The organism is Bacteroides sp., assembly GCF_030151085.1.
Taxonomy (GTDB): domain Bacteria; phylum Bacteroidota; class Bacteroidia; order Bacteroidales; family Bacteroidaceae; genus Bacteroides.
The window spans coordinates 16,912-34,828 of the sequence record NZ_JASLER010000021.1; the positions used below are offsets into that span (position 1 = coordinate 16,912).

14 protein-coding genes and 1 pseudogene are annotated in these 17,917 nt (G+C 43.5%); 4 read left to right on the top strand and 11 right to left on the bottom strand.

Annotated elements, in window-relative coordinates; all coding sequences use genetic code 11:
- Positions 1–79 precede the first annotated feature (79 nt).
- A pseudogene (locus Q1W14_RS04180) lies at positions 80–409 on the top strand (alpha-1,6-mannanase); the annotation flags it as partial.
- A 279-nt stretch (positions 410–688) separates the two neighbouring features.
- Here Q1W14_RS04180 and mutS read toward each other — a convergent pair.
- The 7 genes from mutS to Q1W14_RS04215 form a co-directional block, all read right to left on the bottom strand.
- The gene (gene mutS / locus Q1W14_RS04185; RefSeq protein WP_300699561.1) at positions 689–3,277 is read right to left on the bottom strand and encodes a DNA mismatch repair protein MutS; all 2,589 of its coding nucleotides are present in this window, start codon (positions 3,275–3,277) and stop codon (positions 689–691) included.
- 450 nt (positions 3,278–3,727) lie between these two features.
- Entirely contained in the window at positions 3,728–5,371 is a 1,644-nt protein-coding gene (locus tag Q1W14_RS04190) for a hypothetical protein (RefSeq protein ID WP_300699535.1), read from the bottom strand.
- Positions 5,372–5,381: 10 nt separating this feature from the next.
- Positions 5,382–6,395: a hypothetical protein gene (locus tag Q1W14_RS04195; RefSeq protein ID WP_300699537.1), complete on the bottom strand. Its 1,014-nt coding sequence runs from the start codon at positions 6,393–6,395 to the stop codon at positions 5,382–5,384.
- 48 nt (positions 6,396–6,443) lie between these two features.
- A complete protein-coding gene (locus tag Q1W14_RS04200) occupies positions 6,444–7,133 on the bottom strand; it encodes a suppressor of fused domain protein (RefSeq protein ID WP_300699538.1) in 690 nt (229 codons plus the stop codon).
- Between the two features lie 61 nt (positions 7,134–7,194).
- The gene (locus Q1W14_RS04205) at positions 7,195–7,938 is read right to left on the bottom strand and encodes a hypothetical protein (protein ID WP_300699539.1); all 744 of its coding nucleotides are present in this window, start codon (positions 7,936–7,938) and stop codon (positions 7,195–7,197) included.
- A gap of 1 nt (position 7,939) precedes the next feature.
- Positions 7,940–9,040 carry a toxin-antitoxin system YwqK family antitoxin gene (locus tag Q1W14_RS04210; protein WP_300699540.1) on the bottom strand — a complete coding sequence of 367 codons (1,101 nt, stop codon included), beginning with the start codon at positions 9,038–9,040 and terminating at the stop codon, positions 7,940–7,942.
- Between the two features lie 14 nt (positions 9,041–9,054).
- Entirely contained in the window at positions 9,055–9,621 is a 567-nt protein-coding gene (locus tag Q1W14_RS04215) for a hypothetical protein (protein ID WP_300699541.1), read from the bottom strand.
- Positions 9,622–10,014: 393 nt separating this feature from the next.
- Here Q1W14_RS04215 and Q1W14_RS04220 point away from each other — a divergent pair, with 393 nt between their 5' ends.
- Positions 10,015–10,764: a GNAT family N-acetyltransferase gene (locus tag Q1W14_RS04220; RefSeq protein WP_300699562.1), complete on the top strand. Its 750-nt coding sequence runs from the start codon at positions 10,015–10,017 to the stop codon at positions 10,762–10,764.
- Positions 10,765–10,842: 78 nt separating this feature from the next.
- Here Q1W14_RS04220 and Q1W14_RS04225 read toward each other — a convergent pair whose 3' ends face one another.
- From Q1W14_RS04225 to Q1W14_RS04235, 3 genes are all read right to left on the bottom strand, one after another.
- A complete protein-coding gene (locus tag Q1W14_RS04225; protein WP_300699542.1) occupies positions 10,843–11,325 on the bottom strand; it encodes an HU family DNA-binding protein in 483 nt (160 codons plus the stop codon).
- A gap of 441 nt (positions 11,326–11,766) precedes the next feature.
- A complete protein-coding gene (locus Q1W14_RS04230) occupies positions 11,767–14,085 on the bottom strand; it encodes a TonB-dependent receptor family protein (RefSeq protein ID WP_300699543.1) in 2,319 nt (772 codons plus the stop codon).
- Positions 14,086–14,295: 210 nt separating this feature from the next.
- Positions 14,296–15,132: an AraC family transcriptional regulator gene (locus Q1W14_RS04235; protein ID WP_300699544.1), complete on the bottom strand. Its 837-nt coding sequence runs from the start codon at positions 15,130–15,132 to the stop codon at positions 14,296–14,298.
- A gap of 226 nt (positions 15,133–15,358) precedes the next feature.
- Between Q1W14_RS04235 and Q1W14_RS04240 the strand changes: the two genes are divergently transcribed.
- Positions 15,359–16,519, top strand: a complete 1,161-nt coding sequence (locus Q1W14_RS04240; protein ID WP_300699545.1) for an acyltransferase — start codon at positions 15,359–15,361, stop codon at positions 16,517–16,519.
- Between the two features lie 79 nt (positions 16,520–16,598).
- Here the strand turns inward: Q1W14_RS04240 and Q1W14_RS04245 are convergent, their stop codons facing one another.
- Positions 16,599–17,024 carry a DUF3836 domain-containing protein gene (locus Q1W14_RS04245; protein WP_300699546.1) on the bottom strand — a complete coding sequence of 142 codons (426 nt, stop codon included), beginning with the start codon at positions 17,022–17,024 and terminating at the stop codon, positions 16,599–16,601.
- Positions 17,025–17,300: 276 nt separating this feature from the next.
- Between Q1W14_RS04245 and Q1W14_RS04250 the strand changes: the two genes are divergently transcribed.
- The gene (locus Q1W14_RS04250) at positions 17,301–17,888 is read left to right on the top strand and encodes a DNA-3-methyladenine glycosylase I (protein ID WP_300699547.1); all 588 of its coding nucleotides are present in this window, start codon (positions 17,301–17,303) and stop codon (positions 17,886–17,888) included.
- The last annotated feature ends 29 nt before the right edge of the window (positions 17,889–17,917 follow it).

Here is a 17,917-nt window from a genome sequence, read left to right on the forward strand (position 1 = left end):
GAAAAGAGGATATCCTTCAGTGAATATCCTCTTTATAAAAGGAAGTAATTAAATACTATAACAATCTAACAGAAGAGTAATGAATTCAAGAAAAACACTTTTCACCGTCTTACTTTGTGTATTGGCAATGACAGGATGTGATACACAAGAAAAAGCTACCATAGATAATGGATTAGCCTTAACACGAGCAACACAAACACTTGATTCCATATATGCCAACTATTCAGTACCCGGCACTTGCCTGCTACGTGAGAATTATCCCTCTAATGTATGTAATAGCGCCGTCACTTATCTGGCTTCCGAGGAACAAAGGAATATGCCTAATCAATATTCTTATTTATGGCCCTACTCAGGCACGTTCTCTGCCGTAAACGCATTATTGGCAACAACCGGAAATAAGAGTTATAAGGCTCGGTCGCAGCGGATGTTCTTCATCCGCTGTTTCCTTAATATCAAAATCTCTGATTCGATAAACTAAATGATTCCCTGCTCATATCATTAGATATAGGCAGGGAATATTATCCTCTCCTGCTCTACTAGATACTTAACATCCTAATTCTCCAATAATATAGAAATGAAACAGCCTCCATTAGTATCAACCTTGACCGCTTCACTGAAAAGTTATAAATAAGAACGGAAAAATCATCAGGACAATAGGAGCTAGCAAATGAATTGTAAGAAGGAAGTATCACTTCCCCTTTACAATTCTCTTAATATCACTCAACTTATTCAGCGCCTCCAGTGGCGTCAAGTTATTCACATCCAGATTGAGTATCTCATCACGTATCTGACACAGTATGGGATCATCGAGCTGGAAGAAGCTGAGCTGCATGCCGCCACGCGTCTCTCCTACCTCAGCCATCGGTTTGCTGGAGATTCCTTGTTGGCGGTTGTCAGTTTCAAGTTGTTTCAGGATGTCATTGGCACGTTTTACGATACTTTTGGGCATGCCCGCCATTTTTGCTACATGGATACCGAAGGAGTGCTCACTGCCTCCACGCTCTAGTTTACGGAGGAAGATGACCTTATTATCCACCTCTTTCACCGATACATTGTAGTTCTTGATGCGCTTGAAAGATTTCTCCATTTCATTCAACTCATGATAGTGAGTGGCAAACAGAGTACGTGCCTTCGCTTTGGGATGCTCGTGTATATGCTCTACAATCGCCCAGGCGATAGAAATACCATCGTATGTAGACGTACCACGTCCCAGCTCGTCAAAGAGTACCAAGCTCCTCGGAGATAGGTTATTCAGGATGTCGGCAGCCTCATTCATCTCTACCATAAATGTAGATTCGCCTACAGAGATATTATCGCTGGCACCTACACGGGTAAATATCTTATCTACCAGTCCGATATACGCACTCTCGGCAGGAACAAAGCTTCCTATCTGAGCCAAGAGCGTAATCAATGCCGTCTGCCTCAGTAAAGCCGATTTACCGGCCATATTAGGACCAGTAATAATGATGATCTGCTGTGTATCACTATCCAGCTTCACATCGTTGGCAATGTACTTCTCACCTATTGGCAGTTGTTTCTCTATGACCGGATGACGTCCCTGATAGATTTCAAGTACATCGCTATCTTCAATGACGGGACGGATATAGTTATTCTCACGTGCCGCCGTAGAGAAAGATAGCAAACAATCCAGACGCGCAATCTGATTCGCATTGATCTGAATAGCGGGAATAAACTCACTCAATGCCTGTACCAGTTCGGTATAAAGTTGCGTTTCGAGCACCAGTATCTTATCTTCCGCACCAAGTATCTTATCTTCGTATTCCTTCAACTCTTGCGTAATATAACGCTCCGCATTCACTAACGTCTGCTTACGAATCCATTCCTGCGGTACTTTATCCTTATGTACATTACGCACTTCAATATAATAACCGAATACATTGTTATAGGCAATCTTCAGACTGGGTATTCCCGTCAATTCACTCTCGCGTTGTTGAATCTGCAAGAGGTAATCTTTACCAGAGTAGGCGATACTGCGCAAATCATCCAGTTCGGTATTTACTCCCGATTTGATGACCCCCCCTTTATTGATAAGTAACGGAGGATCATTATTTATTTCTTTCGCTATACGGTCACGAACAGACTGGCATATATTCAATTGCTCGCCAATGTGATTCAAACTAGCATTATCAGCCTCCATACAAGCTTCCTTGATGGGTTCGATGGCTTGCAAAGCGACTTTCAATGCCACGACTTCACGCGGTGATACACGTCCTACGGCTACTTTGGAGATAATACGCTCCAAATCACCTATCAGATGTAATTGCTCTTCAATCAGTTCCTTGAAATCGGGTTGGCGGAAGAAATACTCTACTACATTCAGGCGTTCGTTAATAGGTTGTACATCCTTCAGAGGGAATACCAGCCACCGCTTCAGCAAGCGGGCACCCATCGGGCTGATCGTTTTATCGATGACATTGAGCAAACTACTACCGCCATCATTCATGCTCCCCATCAACTCCAAGCTACGTACAGTGAACTTATCTAGACGGACATACTTGTCCTCTTCTATGCGTGCAAGTGACGTGATGTGACCGATTTGCGTGTGCTGCGTCATCAGGAGGTATTGCAGAATAGCACCCGAAGCAATGATACCATTCTTAAGAGGCTCTACACCAAAACCTTTCAGATTCTTTACCTCGAAATGCTTTAGCAACTTCTCACGGGCGGTAGTTTCTGTAAATACCCAATCTTCCAGTTCGAAGGTAAAGAATTTACTTCCGAAGTTCCCTTCGAACATTCCACGCTTGCCACGCTCGAAAAGCACTTCCTTAGGAGCGAAGTTATTCAGCAGCTTGTCCACATAGTCGAAAGGTCCTTCTGCTGTGAGAAATTCTCCCGTAGATATATCCAAAAAAGCCACCCCACATGCACCTTTACCGAAGTGTACGGCTGCCAGGAAGTTATTTTCGCGGTAGTTCAGTATATTATCGTTGATAGATACGCCCGGCGTCACCAGTTCCGTGATACCCCGCTTTACAAGTTTCTTTGTAAGTTTCGGATCTTCCAACTGGTCGCAAATAGCTACACGCTTACCTGCACGAATCAGTTTAGGCAAGTAAGTATCAAGAGCATGATGAGGAAAGCCCGCCATTTCGATTGTCTTTCCCTTACCATTGGCACGTTTAGTCAATGTAATGCCTAATATCTCAGCAGCAACAATGGCATCGGTGGAATAAGTTTCGTAAAAGTCACCACAACGAAACAGCATGACAGCATCAGGATGCTTTGCTTTTAGATCAAGAAACTGCTTCATCATCGGGGTAAGGACAATATCTTCTTCGCTCACAACGGTATCTCTTTTAGGGTTAGTATACAAATTTGAATAATGAGACAAAAATAATGCAAACCGAGGGCAGAATAAAATAAACTTGTTCATTTTATATGCCGAGGGCAGCTTATTTTCGCTTTGTGCAAAGATAATTCTTTTTTAGAAATTACACACGGAGAGGCTTCAAATCCTTAGTAAGCCTTAACAAAGACGAGCATTTTACTAAAACATGTTATAAAACACACTATTTTATTTGTTTTATTTGGAGATTACCCAAAAGTCCGTATCTTTGCAATGTGTTTTTCATAGTATTAGATTTAAGGTTAACAAAGGTTGGAGTACAGCGGTACTCCTTTTTTTATGCCCTTACGCCAAAGTTAAGTCCCTTCACAATGGTTTCACTACAAACTAACATCCCGACAATGACTTACAATAATTTTAGAATTGGCGCAATAGTTCCTCAAGTGTAACACCACTATCCGCCCCCATCTTCTCCATTCGGATGCGCTTCAGGCGTTTCTTCACAGAATCTTTCTCCAAGTGCATAATTTGCGACATTTCCGACTGGGATAGTTGCATCTTCACCATACAACAATAGCGCAGATCGTCTTTGTTCAGACTGGGATATTCCTGCTGCAAACGGCAGGTGAAGCCATCGAAAATGATATCGGCATTCTGTACAATGTCGTCCCAGTCTTCATCCGAGAGAATGATGTTTCCACCCCGTTCTATTTCTAGCACGACACGCTGGCTCAGTCTTCTGAAGAAGGTTTCTTTCAGTTTGGCTTCCTTCTGCTCCAACTCAACCAGACGCCGCAAACTTTCGGAACTAACTTCACGCTGTATATACAACTCCTCCTGCTGAGTGGCAAGCTGCTCCTGCTGGGCTATCAAGCGACGGCGGTTACGGCGATAGATGAAATAGATGGTACTTGCCACCCAAAGCATTAGCAATGAAAGTGTAGTCATCAGATAGACATTGCTCAGTCTTTCCGCAGCCTGGCTACGCCAGTAAAGGTTCTCTATGGAAAGCTGCTCGTGTTGGTAAAGTTCCTGTAAGGCAATGGATTCTTCGGTGTGTTGCTGTTTCTGAATAGTATCTGCCAGTTCTGTGAATTTTGAGAGCAGAGGATAGGCATCTGCGGGTCTCCCCATCTGGTAATAGCAACGCGCCATGAATTTGCACGCATCCGCCTGATTGCCAAGAGAAGGGCTGGTAATTGCTTTCTGGAAATAATGATAAGCAGAGTCATATTGCCCTAATTTACCAAACAAATCGATCTTATTGTTATACAGACCAAGAATCACCAATGAATCACTCTCGGACCGTAGAGCGATGGATTTGTTTATATAATCCAAAGCCTTTTCATGCTCTCCCATCTTCGCATAAATACTCCCCAAGTTAGTATATATATATCGCAACTGCCCCGGAAGGGTATCTGCCACGGAAGCATTATATGCCGCTTGTGCATAATACAAGGCACTGTCGAATTTAGCCTCAAAATAATATCCGGTGGAGATGTCGTTCAGAGCCAAGTTTTTGTAGAAGTTATTGCCCAATCTCAAGGCAGCTTTCAGCGCTTCTTTTGAGTAACGCAATTTACCAGAGTACTCACCCTGATTGAGGCAGACCACTCCCAACCAAGTATTTACTCTGTAAAGCTGTTCGTTGTTGCCGCTGTCTTGCAGAAAAAGCAAAGCTTTCAAGAAAGATTTCATAGCATCGCTGTAGCGGTAAAGTCGCCTTTCCATGTGCCCCTTACAGTAGAGTGCACGTTCGGCATACAAAGAATCGCCCGATTTACTGAAATACTTGATGGCAGGGACCAACAAAGTATCAGTTGCTGCATTGAGTTGTTGCTTGCGATGGACTGCTTCGGACATCAACAAAGCATAAAGAGCATAGTCACGATCCGAAAGCCGGTGTACCGGTTCCTTTATCTCTTGCATCACTGCGATGGCACTGTCGGTCTCTTTGGCAACCATCAATTGTTCGGCCAGAACCACACGACGGTCAGGGCCACAGGCAGTCAGGAAGCTGCCGCATAATATTATTCCTACCAGATATCTAAGTTTCATCATTTTGTATTTGCTATTCATACGAATCCATCAACACTTCTCCTGTTTCTCCATGAATCAGTATCACTCTTGCCATGTCTCGCTGAACGGAATCACGCACATCGATTTCCCAAACGGGAATATCCCGGGCACTATCCACGTAGCGGTTTACGCTGACATGCGTCGTGTCCGACAAATTAATATTACGGAGGCGGGCAAATATATGAATATCCTGCCATGTATAAGAAAAAATATAAGCCTTTTTTTCCGGTGTACACGAGTCAGGAAGCTGTGTATCCGGCTCTTTGTTTACATAAACGACATCGTTTTGTGGCTTCGGATAAAGGGTGGTTATCGTATCAATTGTCTTGACAATACCCCAGCCTAAACATCCGTCCGCCAATTCCATCTTCATCCGGTAGCCTTGCATATATCCAAAGTGACTTGCTGTTCTTTGGGAGACATAAACACGCTTGTATTTGTCGCTTTTTATAAATATCTCCCCGTAAGAAAATGGATTCAGTAGCCAAGAAGCAGAATAGCGGATATGGCTTTTGTGTGTGCGGTCATGCACGGCAGAACCCGTCACTTCGAACTCATACGTCTTCACCTCGGAAGCAAAACTGGCATTCAGCCAGAAAAGCCCTACCAGCACCATATTGCTGCACAGTGCTGCCATGCCTGCTCCCCAAAAGAAGCCATACAACAGATTCATTCCCAACCAACGCAAGCGACTCTCTTTTCTTTCATTCCGCCGGTTATGGGAACGGGCGTAAAGCATCCATCCACCAACGCCCAGTATCACAAATATACTGCACAAATTGCTTGTGAGGCTTTGATAGCCTGTGCTTCCTAATACGGTGTGCATCAGCCACTCTTCTTCGGCATACCAAAAACGGCAATGCAGTAAGAAAAGTAGTGCGATAACCGGCACTACGATTTTCCAGCGGGCTATCTTACCTTCTCCCCGCTCAAGCCTTGCCTGCATCCGCGCTTCACGCCGTTGTTGGCGCTGTTTATTCTTCAGTCTTTGTTTCCTCTTATTCATAGAAAGATGATGAATTTATTGGCTAGAACAGAGTTTATGAAAAATTACTCAGTCAGCACATACATTCGGGCGGTTAAGGTCAATTACCGCACTGGTGTCGTCCATCTTTTCCAGCAGTTCTTCCGCATTATGTCCTATCTTGAAATTCATTTCTTCCTCATACAGCGGAAGTATCTGGTAGAAGTTCACTTCCTCACCATTGGGCAACGGGCATACGGCAGACTCTTCCTCCATAGTCTCCGGACTTATCAAAATGATACCTGAAAGCTGTGTGTTATCAGCGAAAGGACCGCCATTCGGCACGGTATGTCCCCATCCCAACCAAGAGTCCTCCTCTATCGGCAGGCGGGCAAGTATCTTCAACCAACGCAACGGCCAGTAGTCTTTTTCGTCGTTTCCCTGTATATTCCAGTCGGCAGGTAGATAAATCAAAAGCTCCGCACGTTCCAACTTATATTCGCTCAATTCTTCGGGCACGTTCATGCGATGGGCACCCATACCGCCGGTAACCAATGTATAGTAGTTCTTTTCCGGTGTCGGCTCGATGATGTAGATATCGACATGAATATCCGGTGAAGCTATTTCATGGAAAACGGAGTCGAAAGCTCCGAAATACTTTTCGATATGCTCCTCAATGGCATTTATTTCTTCTTCTTCGTACATCTCGAGATTACAAATCTTGTTGCGATCGTCACCGTCTTCCCGGTCATTAAGCTGTTGCTCCAATGTTTCGTCCATATTTCTCTGTTTTAAATGGTTTATACTGTGCCTTTTTCCTTATAATACCACTGAATGCAGGTTAAATGTATGTTTCGCCTTCAATCTTGAGCAGATAAGGTTCAAGCAAATAGTTCACACCTCCAAATGTAAGATTTTTCAGTTTAATAACGTAGCTTCCGGACTCAACTATTTTCAATGCATAGATAAATCTGTATTCTTCCTTGCCGTTTTTCCTGCTGAAACTGAAAGTGGAGGAAAGCATCCGGATGCCCGGATGCTCCAATTGCGGCATACTCTGGTCAGGGCGATGGTTACAAACCAACTCTAACTTGAATATCTTTCCGGGCTGCACCGCTACAGGATCGGTGGAGAAGCTGCAAACAATTCCTTCTATCTTTCTTGCGTCTTCGGCAGGCTGTACATAGAGCTTCATCGGGGTGCAAACCACCTCTTTCCCTTTGATAGTAGCTATTGCCATGGGCAAGGTGACCCAACCGGAAGTTTCGAAACGGACTTTATAATTAATCCCCTTCAGAGTAATCTTTTCCATCTTTCCGTTTACAACAGAAGTCCTTGAAGAACTGGTATCGTGAGGACCCGACAATTGCTCGGCCCCACAGCTTTTCCATTGAGGAGCAGATAGATTCTCTATCTCATAGGTGCTGTAATATCCTACTTCCACTTCCTGCCCAACGCGTACTTTCTGAAACGTTGTGTCCACCTCATTAAAGAACAGCACATCGCTATTTTGTGCCGTCACTGCGCCCGATGCAATGAACAGACACAGAAAGCTGATAATTTGTTGATAAAAGGTTGTACTCATATTACTTTGTTTCTTCCCATTCTTTTTCCAATTTTCCGTCGATATCATATAGTTTCCATCGTCCGATGCGTCTGCCATTGAGGCACTCTCCTACTTCACGTACACGGTCATTCTTTACATAACGCGACTCGAACGGTCCGCTTTGACGCCCGTTTGTATAGGTGGATATTTCCCAATAATCGTAACGGTTTGTAGAGATAAGGCGGCGTTCTTTTCCATTCAGGCGACCATATTGATAGGTTGCTTCATAAACCAGTTCTCCGTTATCGGGGTTGTACTCACGGTAAAGTCCGTCCTTACGATCACCTTTCATGGAGAATTCCCGTTTGCGAACACCTGTATTAGGGTCAAAGGAGACATGCAGTCCCTCTTCCCTACCGTTAACGTAAGTTTCGATAACCAAGGTATCTCCGCTTTCGGCTATCTCGGTCCAGCGACCGTCTTTCTGCCCGTTCTTGTAATGTCCCAGTACATGGGGCAGACCAAAAGTAAATATGGATGAATAGTCCCCGTCTTTAAGCCCTAATTCATTGTAATGAACGGTTTCATGAAGTTCATACGTGCCTTTCAGAAAGGTGAATTGCTTACCTACTTGCTTGCCGTCCTTGTAGGTATGGTCTTTGCGGAGAGTTCCGTCGAAGTCATAAGACAGTTCCTTGCCGTCCTGCTTGCCATTGCTGTAGTTCACCTCACGTTCTAACTTGCCACTGGTGTAAAAGGTCTTATGCGCCCCGTCCAGTTTGGCTTCCTTGTAAGACTTCTCTTCTTTTACTCTTCCTTCATCGTCGTACATCTTGAATACGCCGTTCTTACGGCCATCTTTGTAAACGCCTTCACACTTCAACTTATTGTACTCATGTTCTTCGTACTTGCCATTGTAGAAGCCGTCCTTAAATTCGGCTTGGATATAGGCAGAATGATACCCGTCGATAATACGATGGTCACCACTCAGCGGCTTTTCGGTCTTCAGGTCACGGAACAAAATACGTCCGTCGCCTACGTTAATGGCAGATACCTGCTCTATGGGGTATTCTTTCTGTGCGTATATCATGGTAGGCAAAAGGCACAAAAAGGGAATCAATAAGAAATATTTCTTTATCATACGTTTTCTGTTTATTAATTGTCGCTCTCTTCTTTATACATCTGTTTAACAAGGTCGATATTTTCATCATATTCACTGCCGGAAAGAGTAATCACATCGGCCAAACCAACGATATTGGAGTCTGAGTCGTAAGTAGTAAGCAGGCAGTACATTTCATGTCCCACAGGATCTTCTTCTATATGGAGTTGTACCGGTTCACTTCTGCCTCCGGGAAGTTCCGCCAGATATTCAAAATCCTTCTCCAGAAATGCTTTCAGAATCCTTTGTGGATTCGTCTCGTCGCGCTTGAATTTCTTCACGCCCAGGTCTTTTATCTTTCCGCCACTCTGTATATTATAAATGTCAAAGCTACTCATATAGGCGGCTAACATACATAATAAGGCGGCAATGACTCCAATTGTACGCACCAACCAGCTTGCCACAGGAATTAAACTGGGAAAGATAACCACAATAATGGCCAATGCTGCCAGCCCCCAATAAAGTTTCGGCTTCACATTATTCTTTCTTTTCTCAAATTTAGTTGAATTAAGAGCATAAAATTCGCCCATGTAACTCGGATAGTTTTTGTTCTTGTCTTCCATAATTATTACTTTAAAAGATAATTAATAATAGCTATATCGTATCTCTTTAATTGATATGAACAAAAATAAAGAGTAACCCATAAACAATGAAACGGACGAGGGGGATAAATAGAGGGGATATCGCATTCAATAAACCACTGTAATACAGCATATTTATATTACAGGAAGATAGACACACAAGGGGACATTTATCTAATGCCGGATATTTGCACACTCGTTTTACATACAGAGTTCCTCAAAATAGAAGAATGGAATACTTCCTCTAACTACAAATCTTTTTGTTTTCTTATTTTCCTGTTCTTACAAGTTAATTCATTACTTTTGCATATCAACAATGTCAATAAAGGAACATATATCACCACCGTTACTAATAATAAGAGGGAGAGTGCACGCATGGATACTGATTTTATAAACTTAACACCAGAGAATCTTGTCAACGAACATTTATGCTGCATTATCCGCAGCAAGAAGTATCATCCGGGTATTGATGCAAAGCGTAAATGGCTAGCCGACCGGCTGAACGAGGGTCATGTCTTCAGAAAGTTGAATGCAAAAGCTACCGTTTTTATTGAATACGCTCCTCTTGAAACAGCCTGGGTTCCCATAATTGGTGACAATTACTATTACGTGTATTGCTTATGGGTGCTTGGTAACGAGAAAGGAAAAGGGTATGGACGTTCACTAATGGAGTATTGCATAGCCGATGCCAAAGAGAAGGGCAAATCCGGCATTTGTATGCTCGGAGCAAAGAAACAGAAAGCTTGGCTTTCGGACCAATCTTTTGCGAAGAAATGCGGTTTCGAGGTAGTAGATACTACTGAAAACGAATATGAATTGCTTGCACTTACTTTTAACGGAACAACACCAAAGTTTGCACAGAACGCTAAAAAACAAGAGATTGAAAACAAAGAGCTAACTATCTATTATGATATGCAATGCCCCTTTATCTATCAAAACATAGAGACAATAGAGCAATATTGTGAAATGCATGACATCCCTCTAACTCTTATTCAAGTAGATACACTACAAAAAGCCAAAGATTTGCCTTGTGTTTTCAATAATCTGGGGATATTCTATAAAGGAAACTTCGAGACGGTGAATCTGTTGGATATTGCCGGTTTGAAGAGAATACTCAAAAAATAAAAAGAACAAGCCTCCCCGCCTGCTTGCCATGCAGGGAGAGGAGGCCCGTAATCTATACGCATTCAGCGCAGCTCGTCGTTATCCCAAAGGATTATCGTTTTCGTCGCCGCTACCGCCTTCACCGGAGCCGTTGTCATCGGCATTGTTAATGCGGTCTACATCTTTCAGAACGAGTCCGTCCGAACGTGTTGCACCCGATGACACAATGCGGATGTCGCTATTTGCCCGGAAGCAAATGCGCAATGCCGTGATGTCATTACTGGTAAAGTCTTCGGCCTTGTCCGTACCCTTGCTCTGAGCAGCAAGGAAGAAATGCCCCAGACCATCGATATTCACGATACGTCCTGCCAGCAACGTCTTCTTCAGATACGTGCGAAAATCCTTCAATACGCTATAAGAATTACCCTCACTCACACCGGACATGGTGCTGATTTCCCGTGCAACTTCCTTCAATTTTGCAGAGTTGCTGTACTTATATGTGATAATAGGATATACCTTCTCTGCAGAGTCTTTGTCTGCCAAATTACTTAAACGAGTATGTTTGCGAAATAATACTGCCATAATGTTTTAATTTTTTAAATTAATAGACTAAAAATCCGTGTTCTCTTGTGTTCCTACAGGCTCGTCAGTCAGCAAGAATAGTTTTTGTTTTGTGATCACAATGCAAAGGTATAACAAAAAAAACAACGAATTTCTCACTTTTCGCCAAAAGGGTGATTTTAGAGGTGCTTTTGTAAAGATATAGGAAACACAACAGTTGATTATCAGAGGATTAAAGACATGAATGTTAAAGTGTATTGTGCAGTCTAAAAATTAATAACTCCACATTTAAGATGCCCAAATGTAGCAGACAATAAACAACCCTATTTAATCCTGCCCAAAACACCTTCTGAAGGGGGCATTTCTCCGACACCGAGGAACACTACCTCCGGCACCGAGGAGCCCCGCACTCCCCGGTGACTATCTTTTAAGCCAAAGGCAAGCAATAGGAAGAATCTGTTTTTACATTCTCCTCAACTGCTCCTGTCCTGCTCCGCTACCTTTGTATTTGCTCTTTGCCACGTTGAACTTGTAGCGCAGGGTGATTCGCATTTCGCGCTCCGACCTGTGTGAGAAGTACATGCTGCGTTTGGCACCCGCATAAATGGTAACGGGCACCTGCCCACTCAAAAACAGGTCGCGGACATCGAACTGAACGGAAAAGCGGTCTTTCAAGAACGATCTGTAAAGCGAAAGGTCTGTGCGGAACATCCCTTTCTCCATCTTCATGTTCTCTCTGTTCCCTTCTGTGGCGGCATTCATCAAGATGGAAAGTGTCGCCCACTTAGTGTCGAATGTATTATTGAAGCGGAATGTGCCTATAGGGTTACTGAGAGATTTACCACCATGTACATCCATATCGTACCATTGTTTCGTTACCGCCATTGTGAACGAAGGACTCCAAATGCCTACTTTAGGCTGAAAGGTGAGCGAGGCATTCACTTGGTCGTATGCCTTGCCGTTAATTATTTGTAGCAGCGATACGCTCGGGTCATCCTTGTAGGTATCGCTGTAGGTGGTGATAGGATCGCTGATATGTGAATATACTGCATTCAGACTGAGCCATTTCCAAGCGGCGCCAAAATTGAGGTTGTTGTTGATTTGTGGCACAAGGAAGGGATTGCCCGTTTCGTAGGTATAGCGGTTGGCATAAAGCACATTGCTTCTCAGTTGCCAGTAGGAGGGACGGTCCACGTCGATGGCATAGCCCAACTGGAAATCTATGCCGCTCAGATTGGCCGAAAGCGAGATGGAGGGGAAGAGGTTGTTGAATACACGGCTCTGTTCGCCCACGTACTTGTCTTCCTCGTAATAGTCGAAGTCGATGTTCTCGTACCGGAGACCTGCCAGCAGAAATACAGGCCCTATCTGCCGGTTGTACTCCATAAATCCCGAAACCATACCCTCCTGGATGCGGCTGCGGTCGTCTTCGATGAAACCCACGGGTAACACCGTGTAGGTACTCTTACGTTTGGAGTAGGAGTACTCTCCCCCGAAGTCCAGCTTGCCGCCCCATAACGGGGCCGAGACTATCAGTTTGGATGCCATTAACTGGCTTCGCTTCAGGGTTGTGGTACTAATAGTTTGGCTTTGCGGTTCTTCTCCTGTTGCCTGATAATCTTCGACAGTAGTAATGGGGGAGTTGTCTTTGTCCCAGTACCAATCGGCATTGAAGTCGATGCTCCATTCTTCTATTTTGCCCGTATAGTAGAAATTGGCTTGCATGGTTGTTTGTCGCTCCTCTTCCGTCAGTCGGCTGGTAGATGTTTCTATACGCTCTCCGTCGCGATCGACGGTACTTGCCGCATCCAGCCAGGAGTCACCGCTCGGATAGCGGTCGTAGCTGAAATTCACTCCGATAGAATGGTTAGGGTTGAACATATAGTTCAGTGCCAACTTGCCATAGGGGTTTATGCGGTGCGTTTCGCCGTACAGTTCGCTGGTCTGTATCCAATTCTTGTCCAGATAGGTATATTGTCCCAACGTCTTGTAATCGACAAATGTAGTGTTGGACATATAGAGCATACCGATGAGATCGAAGCCTCCCTTGCGGTAGTTGAAGTTGAAACGTCCCGTTTCATCCCATTGCGTGAAGTTGCTGTAGTTGAGGTAGGCACGTGTGTCGAAGCCGAAACCCTCGCCTTCTATCTGCTTGGTGGTGATGCGTATAACACTTTTCACGTTGGCACTGTAGCGGGCGCCCGGGTTGGTGATGACCTCCACGCTGCGGATGTTGTCGGCACTGAGCCTTTCCAGTTCCATTTGGTCGGTCATTTTCCGCCCGTTGATATAGATTTCGGGGGTTCCGCGACCAAAGACTTCGATGGTTCCACCGTATGAAGTCACGTTGGGAATACGGTCAAGCAGTTGCTCCATACTTCCCGCCTTTTCGAGTACGGTACCTGCTATGCCCGTTATCATGGCATCACCTTTCATGTGGGTTTTGGGGAGTGAACCTTTTACTACCACTTCTCCCAGCATCTCGCTGGACGTGTGCAGGGCAATGATTCCCATATTATCTTTACGGTGTCCAAAGTAGGTGTCATAACCTATGGAGGTGAAGCGAAGCAATTGCCCCTTTTCATCCACATCAAAAGTGAAGGTTCCGTCTTCCTGTGAGATGGTGCCTGCTATAAAGGCGGAGTCAGGCATAAATAGGGCAACGATATTGGCAAAGCCCATCGGCTCTCCTTGCTCGTCCACAATTTTTCCGGTAATATTTTGTGCTGATACACAGATGAATGCAGTTAGTCCAATAGCTGTTAAAAGTGTCTTTCTCATAATATTTACTTGTATTTGACGGTTAAAGTTAAAGTATTTTTCATAAATCGGGCAAGGATACTCATCCTTTTTGCAAAAATATGTAAATAATTGGCCGAAACTTCTTATGTAATGGTCAATAAGTATTCATCATTTATCCATTGTAAGATCAACGAATTACATTATAAACTTAGAAAATTCCGATGAATTTTTATTAAATGAATATGGCTACTATCTGAACTCAAAGTTATAACGGCTATATTCCGTCGGCGCCACTCCTTTCTGTTTCTTGAATACCCGGTTGAAGTAAGGCACATTATTAAAGCCCACCTGATAACAAATCTCCGAAACAGCCATCTTCTTTTGTTCTAATAGCTGACAGGCAAGCTCTATACGATATTCATTGAGGTAGTTGACAAATGTCTTCCCTGTAGCTTTCTTGAAGAAAACGCAGAAAGAAGCACGGTTCATGCCTACATGGCGCGCCACATCATCAAGCGTAATCTCCCGTTTGACATTGCAGACCACATAAACCTGTATCTGATTCAAACGGTTCTTCTCCTTATCTATCTTATGATATTTGCCGACTATGGACTCACATTCAGTAGAGGCAATGATAAGGAGAAGCCTTATCATCAGTGCAACACGTTCGGCAGCACTCAAGTCGCACATCTCCTCAAGTATGGAAGCAATGGCAACCGACTTCTCACGGTTGAATTTCACGGCATCCCGTTTATCTTTCAACCGACTGATACACTCACCGAGTTCGGGAAAAGCAACTGTGCAATTATCAAGGAAGTTTGTACTAAACATCACGGCAGTATTGGCTATCCGCCCTTGTGAGTCCGTTACATGGTTGTTGAAATACCAGCAGTGAGGAATATTAGGCGGCACCATCACCACCTCCCCACTCTGAAAAGGCTCCGTCCGATCACCTATCAGTCTCATCCCCGAACCGATAATGACGTGACACACTTCCCAAGTGGACTGCTGGTGAAGTCCTATCTGTTCCTCAGGAGCCAAATGAACGCTATCAAAAATAAAAGATTGCTTTTCCGATTGAAACATTGCACTATAATTTATATTTAAGCCCTACTTTATTCCCTCCAAAGAGAGAATATGCAAATATAAGACAATTCTAATAAACGATAAGAGAAATTACCCATCTCATTACACGATAACTTTGCCAACGAAATAAAACTGATAAATCAGATATCTGGATAACTCATCTCTGCCAGGTTTGCGAAAATAGGGTAGAGATTTAAAAATGAATATTAATCTAATATCAATATAAATGACAACAACAACGTATTTAGCATCCAAGCCCCGCTACGAAATACTGGACGGGCTTCGCGGTGTAGCCGCCATGATTGTGGTAGCTTTCCACTTACTCGAAACTTACTCAGCAGGACCAGTCTATCAGATACTGAACCACGGCTATCTGGCTGTAGATTTTTTCTTTGTCCTCTCCGGCTTTGTTATCGGCTATGCCTACGACGACCGTTGGAACCGGATGACGACTTGGGATTTCTTCAAACGCCGCTTGGTGCGTCTGCATCCCATGCTGATTATGGGTACCTTGTTAGGAGCAGCCTTGTTCTACTTCGGTGATTGTTCTGCCTTTCCGCTTATCCTGGATACTCCTTGGTGGAAGGTACTGCTTATGACTTTGCTCGGCTGCGCTATGATTCCCGCACTCATTTCATGGGACATTCGAGGCTGGTGGGAAATGAACTCGTTGAACGGTCCTACCTGGTCATTGACATGGGAATATTTCGCTAACATTCTGTATGCCTTGTTCATTCGTCATTTTTCAAAGGTTGCGTTAGGAATATTCGTCGCACTCTCCGCCTGCCTCACCATAGATGTAGCACTCAATATAGATACCTTCGGTCTGCTGGCAGAAAGAACAGGCGCAGCATACACCCTTATAGGCGGCTGGTGCCTCAATGCGGAACAACTGTATATCGGCCTCACCCGACTGCTTTATCCGTTCTTCATGGGTTTGTTGCTTTCACGCATCAACAAGTTGATAAAGTTAAAAAGAGGATTCTATTGGTGTTCATTATTTGTAGTAGTCATCTTAGTGATGCCTCGCATCGGTGGCGAAACAAATATGTGGATGAACGGCGCCTACGAAATCTTGTCTGTCCTCATTCTCTTTCCACTCATCGTCATCATGGGAGCAGGCAGCAACGTAACGGGCAAGCGTTCCGTGAGCCTTTGCAAGTTCTTCGGAGAAATCTCATATCCTCTCTATATCACACACTTCCCGCTGGTATACATGCAGATAGCTTGGGCACGAAATCATCCGGACGCACCACTGAGCGCACATATTTTCTTGTCCGTAGCCATATTCTTCCTGTCCATTGGACTGGCATACGCATGCCTCAAACTGTATGATGAACCGGTACGGGAATGGTTGAAACAACACTTTCTGATAAAAAAGAAATAGAAGCATTTCATATACCCATAAAAAACCGGCTGTCTGGATATTCTTCCAAGCAGCCGGTTTTTCTTATTTATTTATATATCTATTTTGTACTTGCCAACATTATGTTAGCGTTGCTGTTATTCAATTCGTAAACAGTCTTCTGTACATTGCTGTCGTAAGCATTGCTCTTGCTATTCCAGCAAGCGTAGTTCAGTTCAACTTCATTATCAGAGTATCCTACATTAAGTTTGAAATAAGGAACCCAGGCTTCTTTCTCACTGTTCCACTTGGAGGCTTCTTTGCTGGTCACACGGTTTTCATTGTCGTAAGTATAAGTGTAACGCAGGTGGCGGAATAAGTGACCGTCTTCATTACGGAAGATGTTCTTGGCAGTTATCAACTCGCCGGTCATCTCGTCGTTGGTTACATACTGGGTAGGGTTGACTGCACTTGCTGAGAAGTTCATTACACTTGCCATTACTACTGCTAACATTACAACTGCTTTGGAGATTAAGTTCGTTTTCATAATCGTTATTTTTTTATTGTTATTACTTCGTTTTCTGAAGAGGTGTTTTTGTCAACCGCCTTCGCCTATATATAGTCAATTCGCGTGCCAAACTCTTAATCAGCTGATTATCAATAATTATATTAAACGAAGCTATGTTCACTTTCGGACAACTGTCCGCACAGAAACGGACAAAAGAATATTTTCGGGCATAAATCAATAAAATAAGACCTTATCTTATCTAGCTTATTCGATTGATTTCATACTTTTGCAATTACACGATAAATAAGGGCTAATATGAACAGATGTAAATGGTGTTGCGACGGCGGTATTAATCAGAAGTATCATGACGAAGAGTGGGGGATACCTCTTCATGATGATAAACGGCATTTTGAATATATTCTAATGGAAGTCATGCAATGTGGCTTAAATTGGACAATGATGCTAAAGAAGCGGGATATATTCAGAAAATGTTTCAACAACTTTGAAGTAAAAGCCGTTGCAAGGTTAGGAGAGGAGGAGATAGAACAAATATTGCAAATAGATGGCATGATTAAATCGCGCAGGAAAATAGATGCTATAATAAATAATGCGAAATGTTTTCTGACTGTTGTAGAAGAATTTGGTAGTTTCGATCAATATATATGGTCTTTCTCCAACTATCAGACACTTGTGTATAAAAAGCATCACGAAGGACAACTCGAAGCCAGCAATGAATTATCTGACCGATTAAGCAAGGACCTAAAGAAAAGAGGATTTAAGTTCTTAGGATCTATAACTGTTTATTCTCATTTACAAGCTTGTGGAATTATAAATGACCATGAACCGGAATGCTGGATGTATGGAGATATCATTAGTAAAGGAGACGTGAAATACATTGAATAATAAAACAACCATTGCTCTAAGAAGCATAA

Coding starts and splice junctions, on each gene's coding strand:
- mutS (WP_300699561.1), bottom strand. CDS start 3,277: ATGATGAAGCAGTTTCTTGATCTAAAAGCAAAGCATCCTGATGCTGTC.
- Q1W14_RS04190 (WP_300699535.1), bottom strand. CDS start 5,371: ATGATGAAACTTAGATATCTGGTAGGAATAATATTATGCGGCAGCTTC.
- Q1W14_RS04195 (WP_300699537.1), bottom strand. CDS start 6,395: ATGAATAAGAGGAAACAAAGACTGAAGAATAAACAGCGCCAACAACGG.
- Q1W14_RS04200 (WP_300699538.1), bottom strand. CDS start 7,133: ATGGACGAAACATTGGAGCAACAGCTTAATGACCGGGAAGACGGTGAC.
- Q1W14_RS04205 (WP_300699539.1), bottom strand. CDS start 7,938: ATGAGTACAACCTTTTATCAACAAATTATCAGCTTTCTGTGTCTGTTC.
- Q1W14_RS04210 (WP_300699540.1), bottom strand. CDS start 9,040: ATGATAAAGAAATATTTCTTATTGATTCCCTTTTTGTGCCTTTTGCCT.
- Q1W14_RS04215 (WP_300699541.1), bottom strand. CDS start 9,621: ATGGAAGACAAGAACAAAAACTATCCGAGTTACATGGGCGAATTTTAT.
- Q1W14_RS04220 (WP_300699562.1), top strand. CDS start 10,015: ATGGATACTGATTTTATAAACTTAACACCAGAGAATCTTGTCAACGAA.
- Q1W14_RS04225 (WP_300699542.1), bottom strand. CDS start 11,325: ATGGCAGTATTATTTCGCAAACATACTCGTTTAAGTAATTTGGCAGAC.
- Q1W14_RS04230 (WP_300699543.1), bottom strand. CDS start 14,085: ATGAGAAAGACACTTTTAACAGCTATTGGACTAACTGCATTCATCTGT.
- Q1W14_RS04235 (WP_300699544.1), bottom strand. CDS start 15,132: ATGTTTCAATCGGAAAAGCAATCTTTTATTTTTGATAGCGTTCATTTG.
- Q1W14_RS04240 (WP_300699545.1), top strand. CDS start 15,359: ATGACAACAACAACGTATTTAGCATCCAAGCCCCGCTACGAAATACTG.
- Q1W14_RS04245 (WP_300699546.1), bottom strand. CDS start 17,024: ATGAAAACGAACTTAATCTCCAAAGCAGTTGTAATGTTAGCAGTAGTA.
- Q1W14_RS04250 (WP_300699547.1), top strand. CDS start 17,301: ATGAACAGATGTAAATGGTGTTGCGACGGCGGTATTAATCAGAAGTAT.